Consider the following 14804-nt stretch of genomic DNA (forward strand, 5'->3'; position numbering starts at 1 on the left):
CTGCTACACAAAACGTGTACCGCCGGAAGCCCGCGAAACCCAGAAACAAGAACGGGCCTGCGTCAGCAGGCCCGTTTTCAGGGGTGGAAAGATAAAAAGCGAATCAGCTGTCAGCCGTTTTGTGCGGCTTGCTCGTTCTCGAGAAATTCTTCCTCAAGCAGCTCATCGGCTGCTGCTCGTTCGAACGGCACCACAGCGGCACGTGGTTTGCCTCGCAGTTTGCCGAACAGGTGTTCCAGCGCATGTTCGAGTTTTTCGGCCGCGCCGTCGATCGCCAGTTCCAGGTTATCGGCTTTATGAGTGACAGAAATCGGTTGGTGGCCTTTTGGCCGCGCTTCCAGCTGGCAGCGCATGTCGTGCGGTCCGGGCTTGTCGCCGTTTTCGTCTGACAGGTGGACCTCGACGCGGGTCAGGTCCTCTGCATAACGTTCGAGCGTGCTCTCAATGGTAGTACGTACCCACTCCTCCAGTCGGATGCTGCTTTGAATATGGTTATCGCTGTTGACTTGGATTTGCATAGTTCATCCCTTATTTCAGCTAGCTCGCGAGAGGCCCTTCGGCTAGCCCTTGGGCGTCATCACCGTGACCTCTTACTTACACAATCGGTCTGCGCGCAGAACAATTCAACCCCTAAAAAAAGATAAATATGGATTCGCAAAAAAACCCGGACAACGAGCAAAAGCGCTGTTAAGGTCGGGAGTTGGGTCGACACGCTTCTTTGTCATAATTGCTCACATCTGCTGCTCTGCCAGCGGGTGCAAACTTCGAAAGATCCCCGCCTCCTCCACCAGCCAGTCATGCACCGCGCGCACGCCTGGATGGCTCAAGGCCCCCGGCGCATACAGCAGCATGTAGCGCTTGTGATTGGGCACCGCCAGCCCGAACGGCACGATCAATGTCCCCCGCTCCAGCTCATCGTTGAGCAATGTGCGTCGCGCAATCGCCACGCCCATCCCGGCAATGGCCGCTTCGATGGTCAGGTGATTGCGATTGAAGGTGTGCCCGCGCCGCACGTCGGCGCCCTCGATACCAATGGCATTCAAGTAGAACTCCCACTCCGCGTATTCATAGCTGCCACGCCAGGCGGTGATGTCGTGCAACAACGGGAAATGCATCAGGTCCGCCGGGCCATGCAGCGGCGGTCGGCCGCGCAGCAGGCTTGGGGCACAGACCGGGAAAATCTGCTCGTCGAGCAAGGCTGTGGATAACAGGCCAGGGTAGCTGCCATCGTTCAGGTCAATGGCCAGATCGAAATCACCTTCGTGCAGCGGCACGCTGCTGTCCTCGGCCACCAGACGCAACTGGATGTCCGGAAAGCGCTGTTGCAGACGTGGCAGACGGGGCGTCAGCCATTTGCTCAGGAACGACGGAATCGAGCGTAGCCGTAGCGTTCCGCTGATCATTCCGGCGTCCAGTCGGCGCAATTCCGCATCAATGCTGCCATACGCCTCGTTGACGGTAATGGCCAGGCGCTGGCCTTCAGCGCTCAGTTCCACCCCTCGCGCACGACGGTGAAACAGGCGGAACCCTAAACGTTCTTCCAGTTGGCGGATTTGCTGACTGACCGCACCCGGCGTGATGTGCAGTTCTTCGGCGCAACGGGTGAACGACAAGTGCCGCGCGGCACAGGAAAACACGTGCAGCCAGACGTAGGTCTGGGCATGCAATTGACGGCTCATCGTTTAGCCCCACTAAAGGCTGTCTTAGGAAGTTTCGTTGGTCACGGCGGACCGAGGTTGGCAGTATCGCCTAGATTGCGCTCGTCCTACAAAAATGGCAGCGATTTCTCTTCCATTGCTTGTATAGGGTTTAGCATGGCTATCAGTGTTTTCGATCTCTTCAAAGTCGGCATCGGTCCGTCCAGCTCCCACACCGTCGGCCCGATGCGCGCCGCCGCAACCTTCGCCCAGGCGCTGGTTGACCAGCATGTGCTGGACGCCGTACGTCGGGTAGAAATCCGCCTTTACGGCTCCCTGTCAGCCACCGGCGTCGGCCACGCGACCGACCGCGCCTGCGTCATGGGCCTGATGGGCGAATGGCCGGACAGCATCGATCCCACGTCCATCGACAGCCGTATCCAGACCTTGCGCGAAACCGGTGAATTGCCCCTCGCTGGCACATCCACAATTGCCTTCAACTGGCAGCACGATCTCCTGCTGCTGGACGAGAGCCTGCCCTACCACCCCAACGCGATGTCGCTAACAGCGTTCGGCGAATCCGGCGAACTCTACGAACAAACGTACTACTCGGTGGGTGGCGGTTTCATCATCGAAGCGGCCCAAGCCGAGTCGGGCATCGCGCCTGCCAGCGATGTAGTGCTGCCGTACGATTTCTCCAGCGCCGCCGAATTGCTCCGGCTCTGCAACCAGCACGGTTTGCGCGTTTGCGAATTGATGATGGCCAACGAATTGGCGTGGCGCAGCGAATCCGAGATCCGCCAGGGTTTGCTGCACATCTGGTCGGTGATGCGCGAGTGCGTTGAGCAGGGTTTGCGTCACGAAGGCCTCCTGCCGGGTGGCCTGAACGTGCCCCGTCGTGCGGCGAAACTGCACCGCAGCCTGCTGGAAATCGGCAAGCCGAATGTCATCACCTCCACCCTGTCGGCCATGGAGTGGGTCAACCTGTTTGCCCTCGCCGTGAACGAAGAAAACGCCGCGGGCGGGCGCATGGTCACGGCACCGACCAACGGTGCGGCGGGGATCATTCCGGCGGTGCTGCATTACTACATGAAGTTCAACCCGGACGCGTCGGACGACGACGTGGTTGCGTTCTTTCTGGGCGCGGCGGCAGTCGGCATTCTGTGCAAGAAAAACGCCTCGATCTCCGGCGCGGAAGCCGGCTGTCAGGGCGAAGTCGGTTCGGCCTGCGCGATGGCGGCCGCCGGTCTGGCCGACGTGCTCGGTGCCACCCCGGAGCAACTGGAAAACGCCGCCGAAATCGGCCTGGAACACAACCTCGGCCTGACCTGCGACCCGGTCGGCGGCCTGGTACAAGTGCCGTGCATCGAGCGCAACGCGATTGCCGCGGTGAAAGCGATCAACGCCACGCAAATGGCCCTGCGCGGCGACGGCAAGCACTTCATTTCCCTGGACCGGGTCATCCGCACCATGCGCGATACCGGCGCGGACATGCATGACAAATACAAAGAGACGTCACGCGGCGGTTTGGCGGTGAGCTGGGTGGAGTGCTGATTGCACTGTCTGCGGTCATCTGCGCATTCATGCCCCGAAACGGGCAGGCAAAAAGAAGGCGGGCCGCTTGATTGTCAGGGCACCCGCCTGTTTTCTGCCGTGATCATTGTCCGACAATTTTTCCGGCATGCCCCTTGCTAAGTCACCTCTGAGGCAAAAGGACTTTTGAAACCTCAGCGAGCGATCGGCCGATGGTCTGGTGGTGCGAACCAACCTGGATATGACCGGTCAACAACTGCACGTTCAATCAGGCGGTGACGCATCATGGACAACCCCTTTCAGGTCATTACCGATGCCTTTGCACCGGATTACCAGATCAACCTGAGCATTCAGGGTCTGGACGGCAGCATCATGCTGACCCTCTCCAACAGCGGCCGCGTGGTGGCCAAACGGATGATCAGTGCCGAACAACGCAATGACCCCAAGCGCCTGAAGCGCCTGGTGCAAAGCATTCAGTTCGGCATCGCCATCGAGCAGGGCCACAGTGCCATGACCATCCTCGAAGCCATGACCGACGGCGACAGCCGCTCCCTGCCACCACCGCCAGTCGAAGGCCGGCCGCGACCTTCGATCCGGCTTTAAAGCTCGCCCTTCTCCACTTCGGGATGTTCACTGGAACCCGCACCGACCTTGCGTTGCGGGTGTTCAATCTTCACCGAAGGGAATTGCGACGAGGCGTAGCGCACCACCAGAATCGAAAACGCCAGCAGCAGAATCCCGCCGCACAGGTAGATGATCCCCACGTCCGGCGGATTGTGGTGCGAGACGTTGGAGATCAGCAGTCGCGTCAGTGCGGTGATCGCCACGTAGATCAGGAATCGTACTGGCATGTGGTTGGTCTTGAAGTAAATCCCGACCATCGCCCCCAGCTCGAGGTAGATGAACAGCAGCAAGATGTCGTCGATCTTGATGTGCCCAGCTTCGATCATCTGCAAGAATTCCATCACCGCTGCGTAAGCGGTCACAGCACCGATGGCGAACAGCGCCAGGTAGTGGAACGTCTCGACGAACAGATTGCCCAGGGACTCGGCCAGTTGGTGCACGTTCTGCCGCAGGTTCTCGGCCCAGTTTATTTTCACGATGATGCTTCCTTAGCTCGATTCGAGCGGATGATGCTGGATTGACGTGACGGTTGTTCTGCATGCAGAAAAAAGGCCAGTCACTCTCGGTGAGATGGTGATGAGTTGTTGCTGGACACTTTTGTGGTGTATCCACTGACGCCATCGCGAGCAAGCTCGGCTCCCACAGGGGATCTGTGACGTTCACAAAACCACTGTGGGGGCGACATAGTTCACCTGACAAACGCCAATTTCGGTCTACATTAAAAAGCCACTACCCAAAGCGCAGGGATTCGCTTATCCTTTTCGCTGTATATAAATACAGTGGTCGAAACAGACAACTAATGTGAAGGCATGTGAGGTGGTGAATGGCCGTCGAAGTGGTATACCGCAGCAGCCGAGATCTGGAGCGCTTGTTCATGGATAAAGCCGAAGCTGACCGTCATGACAAAATGCTCGAACTGGCTGAATTGCTGGCTGAAGTGTTGCAAAAAGCCGTTCCGTCCCTGACTGAGCAGCAAGTGGAAGAAGCCGGGATCTACATGGCGAAGAATCGCGATGTGTTCGCCAAGGCATTCAAGAGCCAGCCGGATGCGTTGTCCGAACTGCTGAATGCGCCGGTTGAAGTGGTGGCACAGGCTGAACCTGCCGAGTCGGTTGAAGCCGCTGAGCCGACACCGGCCAAGCCCGCCAAAGCGACCAAGACGCCGAAATAAGCAGCGCCCGAATTGAATAGGCCCTGAGTCGAAGGACTCAGGGCCTTTTTCATGTCCCGGACAAAAGAGTCGCTCAGCGGTACAACACTTTCTCTGCCAATTCGTCCGCCACCCGCGCCGGCGAACGTTTTTCCGCTTGGGCATGGGCGAAGACTTCGGTCAGCCGTGAGGCGATTTTTGACAGGTGTGCAGTGATGGTTGTCAGCTCTTCGCCGCGGTGTTTGAGCGAAACGTAGATCAGCCCACCGGAATTGATCACGTAGTCCGGTGCATACAGGATGCCCCGCCGCTCCAGTTGATCGGCGACTTCCAGGTGCGTCAGTTGATTGTTCGCGGAGCCGGCCACCGCCGAGCAGCGCAGTTGTGTCACGGTGTGGCTGTTGAGCACGCCGCCCAGGCCGCACGGCGCAAGGATGTCGCACGGTGTGCTGAGCAGTGCGTCGTTGGCAATCGGGTGAGCGCCCAACTGCTCCATCGCCAATTGCACCTTGCCGTGATCGATATCGCTGACCAGCAGTTCCGCGCCAGCCGCGTGCAGTTGTTCGGCGAGCGCATAACCGACGTTGCCCAAACCCTGGATCGCCACCCGCAGGCCTTCCAGGTTATCGCTGCCCAGACGGGCCATCGCGGTCGCTCGAATACCGGTGAACACGCCCATGGCCGCATGCGGCGCAGGATCGCCGGCCGACGTCGTGCTGGTGACGTGTTGGGTCTGTTGGGCGATGCAATCCATGTCCGCCACCGAGGTGCCGCTGTCGATGGCGGTGATGTAGCGACCGTCGAGCTGATCGATACAGCGTCCGAACGCCTCGAACAGCGCGGCGCGATTTTCCACATGGATCGGGCGAACAATCACCGCCACGCCGCCGCCCTGTGCGAGCCCGGCCAGTGCCGCCTTGTAACTCATGCCTTGCGCCAGGCGTATGGCATCCTCGACCGCGGATTCGTCGCTGGGATAGGCAAGGTAACGACAACCGCCCAGGGCAGGCCCGAGCCGGCTGTTATGAATGGCAATGACCGCCTTCAACCCGGTGACCGGGTCGACGCTCAGATGCAGCGATTCAAGGCGAGTGCTTTGCATGAGAGCGAACATCGCGGGGCTCCCGAATCACTTCTTGTAGTCGCCAGTATAGGCTTGCGCCCAAAAATTGCAGAAGCGCGCCGGAATAAGCGGAGCCACATTGCAGGCTTTCGGACATAACCTGAAACCGGATGTGTGCAGCACTGGACGAATGCCGGAGACGGGGCTAAAACGAGGCATCTGCCGGAGATTTTGATGACGCCCCGCCAACGCTTCTTCGATTGCCTGCAACGTTCACCGCCCGCGCTGTTCGAAGCGGCGCTGTGGATGGCGGTCGAGCACGACTCAAGGCTGAATCCCGAGGCCGTGCTGGCCGACTTCAGCGACCTGACACAGCAAGTCAGCCATGGCTTGCCGATGTTACCGGTCAGCGAGCTGGCCCAGCCGTTGTTGCGGCGGATGAATGACCTGGGGTTCGCGCAGGACGACTTCACGCCGCTGCGCCCGCAAGTGGCCCTGCTCAATAAAGTGCTGGAACTGCGGCGCGGCCAGCCGCTGTCCCTGGGGCTGATTGCGCTGGAATTGGCCAAACGCCTGGAGATCCCACTGGTGGGGGTCAACTTCCCCGGGCACTTCCTGCTGCGGGTGCCGGGAGCCGACCACCTGCTGGACCCTTGTGGCGGACGTCGTTTGTACCCCAACGACTGCCGGGAGCTGCTGCAACGTCAGTACGGTCCGAACATGAAACTCGGCGCCGACCATTTACTGACGGCAGACCCGGTGCAGATGCTGCAACGCCTGTCGCGAAACCTGCGTCAACTGCACCTCTCCCACGATGACTACATAGGCGCCTTGGTCGACGCCGAACGAGTGCTGGAACTGGGCGATGCCAGCGCCGCCGATTACCTGGCCCGGGCCAGCCTCTATCAGCGCCTGGACTGCCCGAATGCCGAGCGTTTCGATCTGGAGCGTGCGCTGTTGCTCAGCGACGACCCGATCCAGCGGATTCGCCTGACCGAACGCCTGGGGCACCTGCCGCCCAACTCAATCGTCCACTGAGAACCCCTGCAGGCTCATTCCTACAGTTTGATTTCGGTATAGCCTGCATTTATGCCTGCCACAAGCCCGCTCCCACATATTGATCGAGTGAGGCTTTATGGGGTGTCCGGCTGGTTGGCCGGGTGGGCCTTGATGAACGCTGGATGCGTGGCTGCCAACGCCGCGACCCGGCGAATCCGTGGATACGCTTCGAGGGCGATGTTGAATCGCTCGGCCGCGTACAGCTGAGGGATCAGATAGACATCCGCCAATCCCGGCTCATCGCCAAAGCAATACCCTTGATCCCCGATCAACTGCTCCACCGTCGCCAGCCCCTGGCTGATCCAGTGTCCGATCCACTCCACCACGTGCGGTTCGTCATGACCTAACTGGCGCAGCTTGTTGAGCACGCTGACGTTGTGCAACGGATGCACATCGCAACCGATCACCGCCGCCACACCGCGCTCGTGTGCACGGGCGGCAAGGTCCTTGGACAGCAGCGGCACCTGTGGATAACGTTCTTCGAGGTACTCGATGATCGCCGGTGACTGAATCAACAGGTCGCCTTCATCCGTGCGCAAGGCCGGCACCCGGCCTTGCGGGTTGATGCTCAGGTAGGCCGGCTGACGATGTTCTCCACCTGGCGATGCAATCAGGTTGATCGGCAGGGCCTGGTAATCCAGGCCCTTGAGCGCCAGCGCAATACGCACCCGATAGGACGAAGTCGAACGGTAGTAGGTATAGAGTTCCATCACCCGATCCTCTTAACGCGCCGGCAGTACTTTGCCGCGGCATTCGCCGAAACCGATGGACGCGAAACCCTCACGGCGGCAACGGCCACGCAGGATGATCTCGTCGCCGTCTTCAAGGAATTTACGCACTTCGCCCGATGCCAGCTCGATCGGCTTTTTACCGCCCTCGGTGATTTCCAGCAGGCTGCCGAACTGACCGTTTTCCGGACCGGACAAGGTGCCCGAACCGAACAGGTCGCCGGCCTGCAACTGGCAGCCGTTGACGCTGTGGTGTGCAACCATTTGCGCCACAGTCCAGTACATGTGTTGGGTGTTGCTGAGCGTCAGGCGATGGGCCGGCAGGTTTTGCTCGCGCAGGCCTTCGGTGAGCAGCAGCACTTCCAGCTCGATGTCGAACCCGCCAGCGGCCTGGTCGCGCTTGTCGAACAGGTACGGCAGCGGCTGCGGATCGCCTTCAGGGCGCGCAGGCTGGGCGCGACGGAACGGCTCCAGCGCTTCGGCAGTGACGACCCATGGCGAGATGCTGGTGATGAAGCTTTTTGACAGGAACGGGCCAAGTGGCTGATATTCCCAGGCTTGAATGTCACGCGCCGACCAGTCATTGAGCAGGCAAAAACCAGCGATGTGATCGGCAGCGTCACCGATGGCAATCGAGTCACCCATCTCATTGCCCTGACCGATCCAGATACCCAGTTCCAGTTCATAATCCAGACGTGCGCACGGGCCAAACGTTGGTTCGGTCTGACCGGCCGGCAGGGTCTGCCCTTTCGGACGACGAACGTCAGTGCCCGACGGGCGAATGGTCGAGGCGCGACCGTGGTAGCCGATCGGCACGTACTTGTAGTTCGGCAGCAGCGGGTTGTCAGGGCGGAACAGTTTGCCGACGTTTTGCGCGTGCTCGATGCCTACATAAAAGTCGGTGTAATCGTTGATTTTCGCCGGCAGGTGCATCGTGCAATCAGCCGCCAATGGCAGCAGTTTTGCGCCTTGGGCTTCGATCTTGCCGTGCAGCGTGCTGCCGTCCCTGAACAGTTCGATCAAGCGTTCACGCAGGGCAACACGTGCTTCGCGACCGAGTTCGAAAAAAGCATTCAACTGACCGCCACGGGTCGCTTCGACCGCGGCTTTGGCTGCGCCGTCGAACAGGCCGGCATCCAGTGCCGCCTCCAGATCAAAGATATGGTCGCCAATCGCCACGCCGCTACGCGGGGCCGAACCGTTCACGCTGAACACGCCCAATGGCAGGTTTTGCAGCGGAAAATCGGTATGGCCGTTGGCAGAGGCAACCCAGCTACGAGTGATGGAAGTCTGAGTCATGGGTTATCTCCGGGTCGGGTCGAAAGTGGCGGGCAGCGTGGCCCAGCAGGCATCGTAATTAGTTTGCAGTTGCGGACAGTCGAGGGCAAAACGGCTCGGGCGCAGGACCTGGCTGGTCTCGAACATGAACGCCATGGTGTTGTCGATTTTCGCTGGCGCCAGCTCCGCGTTGATGGCCTTGGTGCAGGTTTCGCCGTCCGGGCCGTGAGCGCTCATGCAACTGTGCAAGGACGCGCCACCGGGCACGAAGCCTTCGGCCTTGGCATCGTAAGCGCCCTGGATCAGGCCCATGAATTCGTTCATCAGGTTGCGGTGGAACCACGGTGGACGGAAGGTTTTCTCGGCGACCATCCAGCGCGGCGGGAAGATCACGAAGTCGAGGTTGGCCAGACCATGCACGCTGGTTGGCGAAGTCAGGACCGTGAAAATCGACGGGTCCGGGTGATCAAAACTAACCGTGCCGATGGTATTGAAACGGCGCAGGTCATATTTGTACGGCACGTTATTGCCATGCCAGGCGACCACATTCAGCGGTGAATGATCAAGCTCACACCCCCACAACTGACCGAGGAATTTCTGCACCAGGGTGGTCGGTTGCTTGAGGTGTTCGTAGTGCGCAACCGGCGTCAGGAAGTCCCGCGGGTTAGCCAGGCCATTGCTACCGATCGGCCCCAGGTCCGGCAGACGCAATGGCGCGCCATGGTTCTCGGCGATGTAACCGCGCGCTTGTGGGTCGAGCAGTTCGACGCGGAATTTCAGCCCGCGCGGCAGCACGGCGATCTCCAGCGGCTCCAGCTCCAGCACGCCAAGTTCAGTGGCAATGCGCAAACGGCCAAGCTCAGGCACCAACAGCATTTCACCGTCGGCGTTGAAGAACACGCGCTCCATGGAGCGGTTGGCGCGATAGCTATGGATGCTGATTCCGGCCGGTTTTTCCGCGCCCGAGTTGGCCGCCATGCTCACCAGCCCATCGATGAAATCGGTCGGCTCGGTCGGGATGTCCAGCGGGTTCCAGCGCAGGCGGTTGGGGGTCACTTCACCCAATGGGCCGCCGGCCAGTTGCCGCTCCAGTTTGACGAACGCCGGATGATTGGCCGATGGCTGTATGCGGTACATCCAGGTCCGCCGCGCTTCGCTGCGAGCCATGGTAAACGCAGTGCCGGAGAACAATTCGGTGTAGAGGCCATACGGGGCTTTTTGCGGGGAATTCTGGCCGACGGGCAGTGCGCCGGGCAACGCTTCACTGCTGAATTCATTGCCGAAGCCGGACTGATAAGCCAGCGCTGGCGCGGTTGAATCAGGGTTCATGGAGCCTCCTGAACGGGGACTAGGCGATGGCCTGTCACTCTGTTGCAGAGGTTCGGCACGCCAGGGTTATTTTTATCGTAATCTGATTACGCATAACGTAATTTGATTGGTATTGACCGTCAAGCTATAAAGACGCCCATTCGTCCCGGGATCAGACCGCCTCCATGGAAACGCCGCGCAACAACGACAAACAGAAAGTCCGCTCGGCCGAGGTCGGCACTGACATCCTCAAGGCCTTGGCCGAGCTGTCGCCCTCGACCTCCCTGTCGCGCCTGGCCGAACACGTGCAGATGCCGGCCAGCAAGGTTCATCGTTATTTACAGGCGCTGATCGCCAGCGGCTTTGCCGAGCAGAACCCGGCCACCAACCATTACGGTCTCGGCCGTGAAGCCTTGCGTGTCGGGCTCGCTGCACTCAACAGTATGGACGTGCTGAAAGTCGGCGCCCTGCCCCTGGCCGAGCTGCGCGATGAGCTGAATGAAACCTGTTTTCTGGCGGTGTGGGGCAATCAGGGCGCGACCGTGGTCCACATCGAACCGGCGGTGCGTGCGGTAACCGTGGTGACGCAATTGGGTTCGGTGCTGCCATTACTCAGTTCGTCCACTGGCCTGGTGTTTGGCGCTTATCTACCGAAACGGGAAACCGTGGACTTGCGCAATCAGGAACTGCACAACGCCACGGACCATATCTTGGCGGACGATCAAACCTATACGGCCTTGTGCGAACAGATCCGCGAGCGCGGCCTGCATCATGTGCATGGGTTGTTGATGCCAGGGGTGGATGCCTTGTCGGCACCGATATTCAACGCCGTGGGGAATGTCGCGGCGGTCTTGACCATTGTCGGCCCGACCTCGTTGTTTCACGCCGACGAAAACGGCCCGGCGGCGCAGCGATTGCTGGCGGCGACGCGGGCCGTGAGCTGGCGGATGGGGTATGAGGCATCACCGATGTCTCAAGACCGGAGCTGATCAGCTCCGATCAATCATCCTCGGGATAACGCCTGGATGTGGGTCCGACCGTCAACCGATCACGTGGGTCGTACTCTCGGGGGTCCAGTGCGGCACAGCCACCGCCGTGACATAACTGATTCCAACCGGCACGCCCGTGACGGCGGAGAGCACGTCGCTCAGATCCCTGATTGTGGACAGCAGGCCAAATGCTGAGGCCGCCGATCCTACCGAGGCGACTTTACCCAGGTACATGACGATTGCCCCACGCCACGCGGTAGCAAAATGCGCATTGGCGCCTGCAGAGTCGCCATGGCTGGATGCAATGATGCCTTGCACGATCGAATGACTGATCTTCAACACGCTGACAACGAAACCCACTGGCGGGACAAAGATTGAAATCACATCCAATGCCACTTCGAGAAGAATCTTTGTCTCCTGCCAGAACGCTTCGGCTGGCGAAGTGGTCAGCACATCCAGATCATCAAGCGAGCGATCAATCAGGCTTTCGTATTCGGCCTTGAAGTTGTAGACCGGATAAGTACCGCCTAACCCGGGCACTGGCTGCGAACCTCGCGGATCACCGGACTTGCTGATGTAAGCGCCGACCCTGTCCCTCCCACGCAAACCGGCCAGACTCAGAAGATGCTCACCCAAAATGCGATCGTTCTCGATAGCCTTGGATAAATCACCGACCCAGATAAAGGCTTTGCCGGGCGAATTCGGGACATAGGCGAACTTCACATGCCCCTCACCAAAAACATACCCTCCCGTGATGCGCGCACCTTCAAGCCAGAATTCGTAAACCCCTTCGCCAGAAGATAGTTTTATAGCAGAACCGGCTCTTTGCACGCCGTGAGCTTCGTGCCCAATAGCAAACAGTCTTTCGCTCAATCCAACAGACCGACACTCTTGGCTTTCGCAACCGCTTGCGTCCGGCGCTCCACACCCAACTTCCCGTGAATTCTCCGTGCATGTGTTTTCACCGTGTGCAAGGAGATAAACAACTGCTCGGCTATTTGTTGATTTGAATTGCCCAGCGCAATCAGCTTGAGCACTTCCACTTCACGCAGACTGAGTGGATTGATTTCACTCACCGGCAGATTTTTTTCCGAACGGTCCCAAGCCTCCTCCAGTACCGGCAAAAGATCAGGCTGACGCAATTGCAACTCACTGAGCGCCTGGTGAAGGCTATGGTGCCTGGAGAGATTCAATCCTTTGCGCAACCCATCCCGGGCGCCGACCATGTCACCGTTCTGCCACGCGACTTCAGCCGCGGCGAACAGCAATTCAACCTCCAGCGCCCGCATCCCTGCGCGTTGCGACTGCTCAAGTGCCTGGGCGAAATGGTTCAGCGGGTCTTTGGCCTGATGCAGAGCGACCTTTGCCAACACCAACAGATAATCGATACGCGCAATCAACATCAGGGTCGCGGGAGGCGCCTGCCTCGCATGCGGACCACGATAGTGGCGCAGTACACGACTGAGCGCCTCATGAGCCAGTTCCGGGCGCCCCTGCTGAAGCCAGAATTGACTGCTGATCTGCAACAGCACACCGCGGTAAACGGTGTCAGGAATCTGCCGTTGCTGCATCAAGCGCTCGGCATCGCGCAGCTGGACAAAGGCTTGGGCGTAGTCGCGCTGATTGGCCGCCACCTGCGCCAAACCGAGGAAACCGTAAAGCACCCGTTTGTCGTGGTTGCGCAAACAGATGAGCAGCCCCGCTTCGAAATACGCGGCAGCCTGCGCATCCAGGCCCTGGCACAAACTCAAGCGCCCACGGTGCAAGGCAATTCGCCCGAGCAGGGGCTCGGCGATCCGCGGCTGTTGAGTGAGCAAGCCCTGAACGTTGGCGAGCAACTGGTCGGCTCGTTGAGGGGCTCCACGTTGCTCCAGCAATTGCGCATGATCGAGCTCCAGCAGCCCTTCGAAAACCAGCGAGCCTTGCGCCCGCGCCAGGCACAACGCATCGCGGTTTATCGCCTGCGCCACTTCGAGCTCCCCCCTGAGCAGGGCCTGTTGCGTCAGACCCGAAAGGCACATCAAGCGCACGGTCCACAGGTCAGGACAGAGCTCGCTCAGCGCCTCAAGAAAATGCGCGCGCGAGCCCTCCATACGCCCTTGCAAATGCAGCAACCAGCCCTGCTGCGCCTGCCACCGTGCGATCAGTTGTCGCTGCTGGACCGCCGAGGGTTGTGGGGTAAAGCGCGACAACTGTTCGATGCAATCGGCGGCTTGCTCGAATCGTCCGGCAAACAACAATGCCGCAGTGATCAAACCGACCAATTGCGCTGAGCCGAACATAAGCTCTGCGCCTTGATGCTCATACAAACGCAACAACAGCACGACCGTCTGCTCCTCGAACAAATGCTCGAAACTGAAGTGCTGCAACAGACTCACCGCTACCTCAAACTCTTCAGCCAGCAGGGCCTGCTCGAACGCCGCTTTCCAATCCAGTTCAGCGGCGAACCACTGACAGGCGCGGCGATGCCAGGAACGTCCGGCCGGCCATTGTTCATCTCGCATCAATTGCATGAGTGGAGGGAAGATCTGCAGCCAGTCGGCCGAGTCCTGCCAGGGCTCGATAAAGCCCCCCAGATCCTGCAACGTCTTCAGGCATTGCGCGCCCTCCCCTGCGCCAAACAGGTGATCGCACAAACGTGCATTGAAGCGAGGCAAATGCGCGAGCACCCGCCAGGCCTCTGTCAACTCAGGGGTCAGGCTGGTAAACAGTTCGTGTTCGAGGTAATCGAGCAACGTGTCAGGTCGGCTGTGATGCGGGTCGTTACGCGACCAGTCGCATTTTTGCAGCAGCGCAACGCGTACTCCAGCACACCAACCTCCGCTGAGCTGGATAATCTTGCTGGCGGCGGTGCTTGCATCGGCCGGTGTCAGGTGGCGCAACAGCGAGGCAACCTCGGTTTGGTTGAAGGCCAGCGTGGCGCGCTCGCATTCGTACAATTCGTCATCGAGCAGCAACCGCGGCCAGTTGCATTGCGGGCGACGGCGGGCGCCCAGCCACCAGGTCAGCGCCGGGCTGCTGACGGCCAGCATGCGATCCAGCAGCTGATCGAGTTCCGGGTTCGGAACGCGGCAATAGTCATCCAGAAACAGCCAGGTCGGCACTTGCAATCGAGCCATCGCGCCAAGCATCGCCGGCTCTTCTGACGAAGCCAGCCCCAGCGCTTCTGCCACGCTCTGACGAAAATCCGCCGCGCTCATCACCCTGCCCGACAACGGCAACCAGCACACCCGGCACTGCGGCGGCGCCTGCAACAGGCAGTCGGCAAGCAGCGCCGACTTGCCACTGCCAGCGGGTGCGCAGATCAATTTCACCCGCGCGGTAGACGCCAGCAACGGCTCGCTCAAGCGCTCACGCGACAGGTGATGAGAAGACAGACGGGGCAGGAATCCGGAACGGTCCAGACACGGAGTCATGGCGGTCATTGCAGCGTGC

Annotated in this window: 13 protein-coding genes and 1 pseudogene; 5 read left to right on the forward strand and 9 right to left on the reverse strand. The window is 60.0% G+C overall.

All coding sequences use genetic code 11. The features are described from left to right. Positions 1–110 precede the first annotated feature (110 nt). Entirely contained in the window at positions 111–518 is a 408-nt protein-coding gene (locus AB4N43_RS11995) for an HPF/RaiA family ribosome-associated protein (RefSeq protein WP_027924590.1), read from the reverse strand. Positions 519–731: 213 nt separating this feature from the next. Continuing rightward, on the reverse strand, positions 732–1679 hold the full coding sequence (locus AB4N43_RS12000) for a LysR substrate-binding domain-containing protein (protein WP_059181596.1): 948 nt from the start codon (positions 1677–1679) through the stop codon (positions 732–734). Positions 1680–1814: 135 nt separating this feature from the next. Here AB4N43_RS12000 and AB4N43_RS12005 point away from each other — a divergent pair, with 135 nt between their 5' ends. Beyond that, positions 1815–3191, forward strand: coding sequence for an L-serine ammonia-lyase (locus tag AB4N43_RS12005; RefSeq protein ID WP_460154091.1), 1377 nt, complete (start codon positions 1815–1817; stop codon positions 3189–3191). Positions 3192–3455: 264 nt separating this feature from the next. Beyond that, a complete protein-coding gene (locus tag AB4N43_RS12010; RefSeq protein WP_460154092.1) occupies positions 3456–3773 on the forward strand; it encodes a DUF3509 domain-containing protein in 318 nt (105 codons plus the stop codon). On the opposite strand, the gene AB4N43_RS12015 is transcribed toward AB4N43_RS12010, so the two are convergent. Further along, a complete protein-coding gene (locus AB4N43_RS12015) occupies positions 3770–4270 on the reverse strand; it encodes a phosphate-starvation-inducible protein PsiE (protein ID WP_027924586.1) in 501 nt (166 codons plus the stop codon). The two genes, AB4N43_RS12010 and AB4N43_RS12015, sit on opposite strands and share 4 nt — an antisense overlap. Before the next feature lie 347 nt (positions 4271–4617). Between AB4N43_RS12015 and AB4N43_RS12020 the strand changes: the two are divergent. Next, positions 4618–4857, forward strand: a pseudogene (locus tag AB4N43_RS12020) (YebG family protein); the annotation flags it as partial. Positions 4858–5038: 181 nt separating this feature from the next. On the opposite strand, the gene AB4N43_RS12025 reads toward AB4N43_RS12020, so the two are convergent. Next, positions 5039–6058, reverse strand: a complete 1020-nt coding sequence (locus AB4N43_RS12025) for a Glu/Leu/Phe/Val dehydrogenase family protein (protein ID WP_027924584.1) — start codon at positions 6056–6058, stop codon at positions 5039–5041. A 183-nt stretch (positions 6059–6241) separates the two neighbouring features. Between AB4N43_RS12025 and AB4N43_RS12030 the strand changes: the two genes are divergently transcribed. Beyond that, positions 6242–7045, forward strand: coding sequence for a SirB1 family protein (locus AB4N43_RS12030; protein WP_460154093.1), 804 nt, complete (start codon positions 6242–6244; stop codon positions 7043–7045). A 95-nt stretch (positions 7046–7140) separates the two neighbouring features. Here AB4N43_RS12030 and maiA read toward each other — a convergent pair whose 3' ends face one another. The 3 genes from maiA to hmgA are packed head-to-tail and all read right to left on the reverse strand — an operon-like array spanning position 7141 to position 10401. Continuing rightward, positions 7141–7776, reverse strand: coding sequence for a maleylacetoacetate isomerase (gene maiA / locus AB4N43_RS12035; RefSeq protein ID WP_027924582.1), 636 nt, complete (start codon positions 7774–7776; stop codon positions 7141–7143). A 12-nt stretch (positions 7777–7788) separates the two neighbouring features. After that, positions 7789–9093, reverse strand: a complete 1305-nt coding sequence (fahA, locus tag AB4N43_RS12040) for a fumarylacetoacetase (RefSeq protein ID WP_027924581.1) — start codon at positions 9091–9093, stop codon at positions 7789–7791. Positions 9094–9096: 3 nt separating this feature from the next. After that, a complete protein-coding gene (gene hmgA / locus AB4N43_RS12045; protein ID WP_194940797.1) occupies positions 9097–10401 on the reverse strand; it encodes a homogentisate 1,2-dioxygenase in 1305 nt (434 codons plus the stop codon). 164 nt (positions 10402–10565) lie between these two features. Between hmgA and AB4N43_RS12050 the strand changes: the two genes are divergently transcribed. Beyond that, complete coding sequence (locus AB4N43_RS12050) at positions 10566–11369, forward strand: IclR family transcriptional regulator (RefSeq protein WP_027924579.1); 804 nt, start codon at positions 10566–10568, stop codon at positions 11367–11369. A gap of 51 nt (positions 11370–11420) precedes the next feature. Here the strand turns inward: AB4N43_RS12050 and AB4N43_RS12055 are convergent, their stop codons facing one another. Both AB4N43_RS12055 and AB4N43_RS12060 read right to left on the reverse strand, forming a co-directional pair. Next, positions 11421–12242 carry a hypothetical protein gene (locus AB4N43_RS12055; RefSeq protein WP_156428506.1) on the reverse strand — a complete coding sequence of 274 codons (822 nt, stop codon included), beginning with the start codon at positions 12240–12242 and terminating at the stop codon, positions 11421–11423. Then, on the reverse strand, positions 12239–14794 hold the full coding sequence (locus tag AB4N43_RS12060; RefSeq protein WP_027924577.1) for a LuxR C-terminal-related transcriptional regulator: 2556 nt from the start codon (positions 14792–14794) through the stop codon (positions 12239–12241). Before AB4N43_RS12060 ends, AB4N43_RS12055 begins: the two co-directional genes overlap by 4 nt. Between the last annotated feature and the right edge of the window lie 10 nt (positions 14795–14804).

This window comes from Pseudomonas sp. S2_B07 (assembly GCF_054668435.1).

Bases quoted from the DNA above. Each gene is read 5' to 3' on its own strand.
- AB4N43_RS11995 (WP_027924590.1), bottom strand. From the start codon at position 518: ATGCAAATCCAAGTCAACAGCGATAACCATATTCAAAGCAGCATCCGA.
- AB4N43_RS12000 (WP_059181596.1), bottom strand. From the start codon at position 1,679: ATGAGCCGTCAATTGCATGCCCAGACCTACGTCTGGCTGCACGTGTTT.
- AB4N43_RS12005 (WP_460154091.1), top strand. From the start codon at position 1,815: ATGGCTATCAGTGTTTTCGATCTCTTCAAAGTCGGCATCGGTCCGTCC.
- AB4N43_RS12010 (WP_460154092.1), top strand. From the start codon at position 3,456: ATGGACAACCCCTTTCAGGTCATTACCGATGCCTTTGCACCGGATTAC.
- AB4N43_RS12025 (WP_027924584.1), bottom strand. From the start codon at position 6,058: ATGTTCGCTCTCATGCAAAGCACTCGCCTTGAATCGCTGCATCTGAGC.
- AB4N43_RS12030 (WP_460154093.1), top strand. From the start codon at position 6,242: ATGACGCCCCGCCAACGCTTCTTCGATTGCCTGCAACGTTCACCGCCC.
- maiA (WP_027924582.1), bottom strand. From the start codon at position 7,776: ATGGAACTCTATACCTACTACCGTTCGACTTCGTCCTATCGGGTGCGT.
- fahA (WP_027924581.1), bottom strand. From the start codon at position 9,093: ATGACTCAGACTTCCATCACTCGTAGCTGGGTTGCCTCTGCCAACGGC.
- hmgA (WP_194940797.1), bottom strand. From the start codon at position 10,401: ATGAACCCTGATTCAACCGCGCCAGCGCTGGCTTATCAGTCCGGCTTC.
- AB4N43_RS12050 (WP_027924579.1), top strand. From the start codon at position 10,566: ATGGAAACGCCGCGCAACAACGACAAACAGAAAGTCCGCTCGGCCGAG.
- AB4N43_RS12060 (WP_027924577.1), bottom strand. From the start codon at position 14,794: ATGACCGCCATGACTCCGTGTCTGGACCGTTCCGGATTCCTGCCCCGT.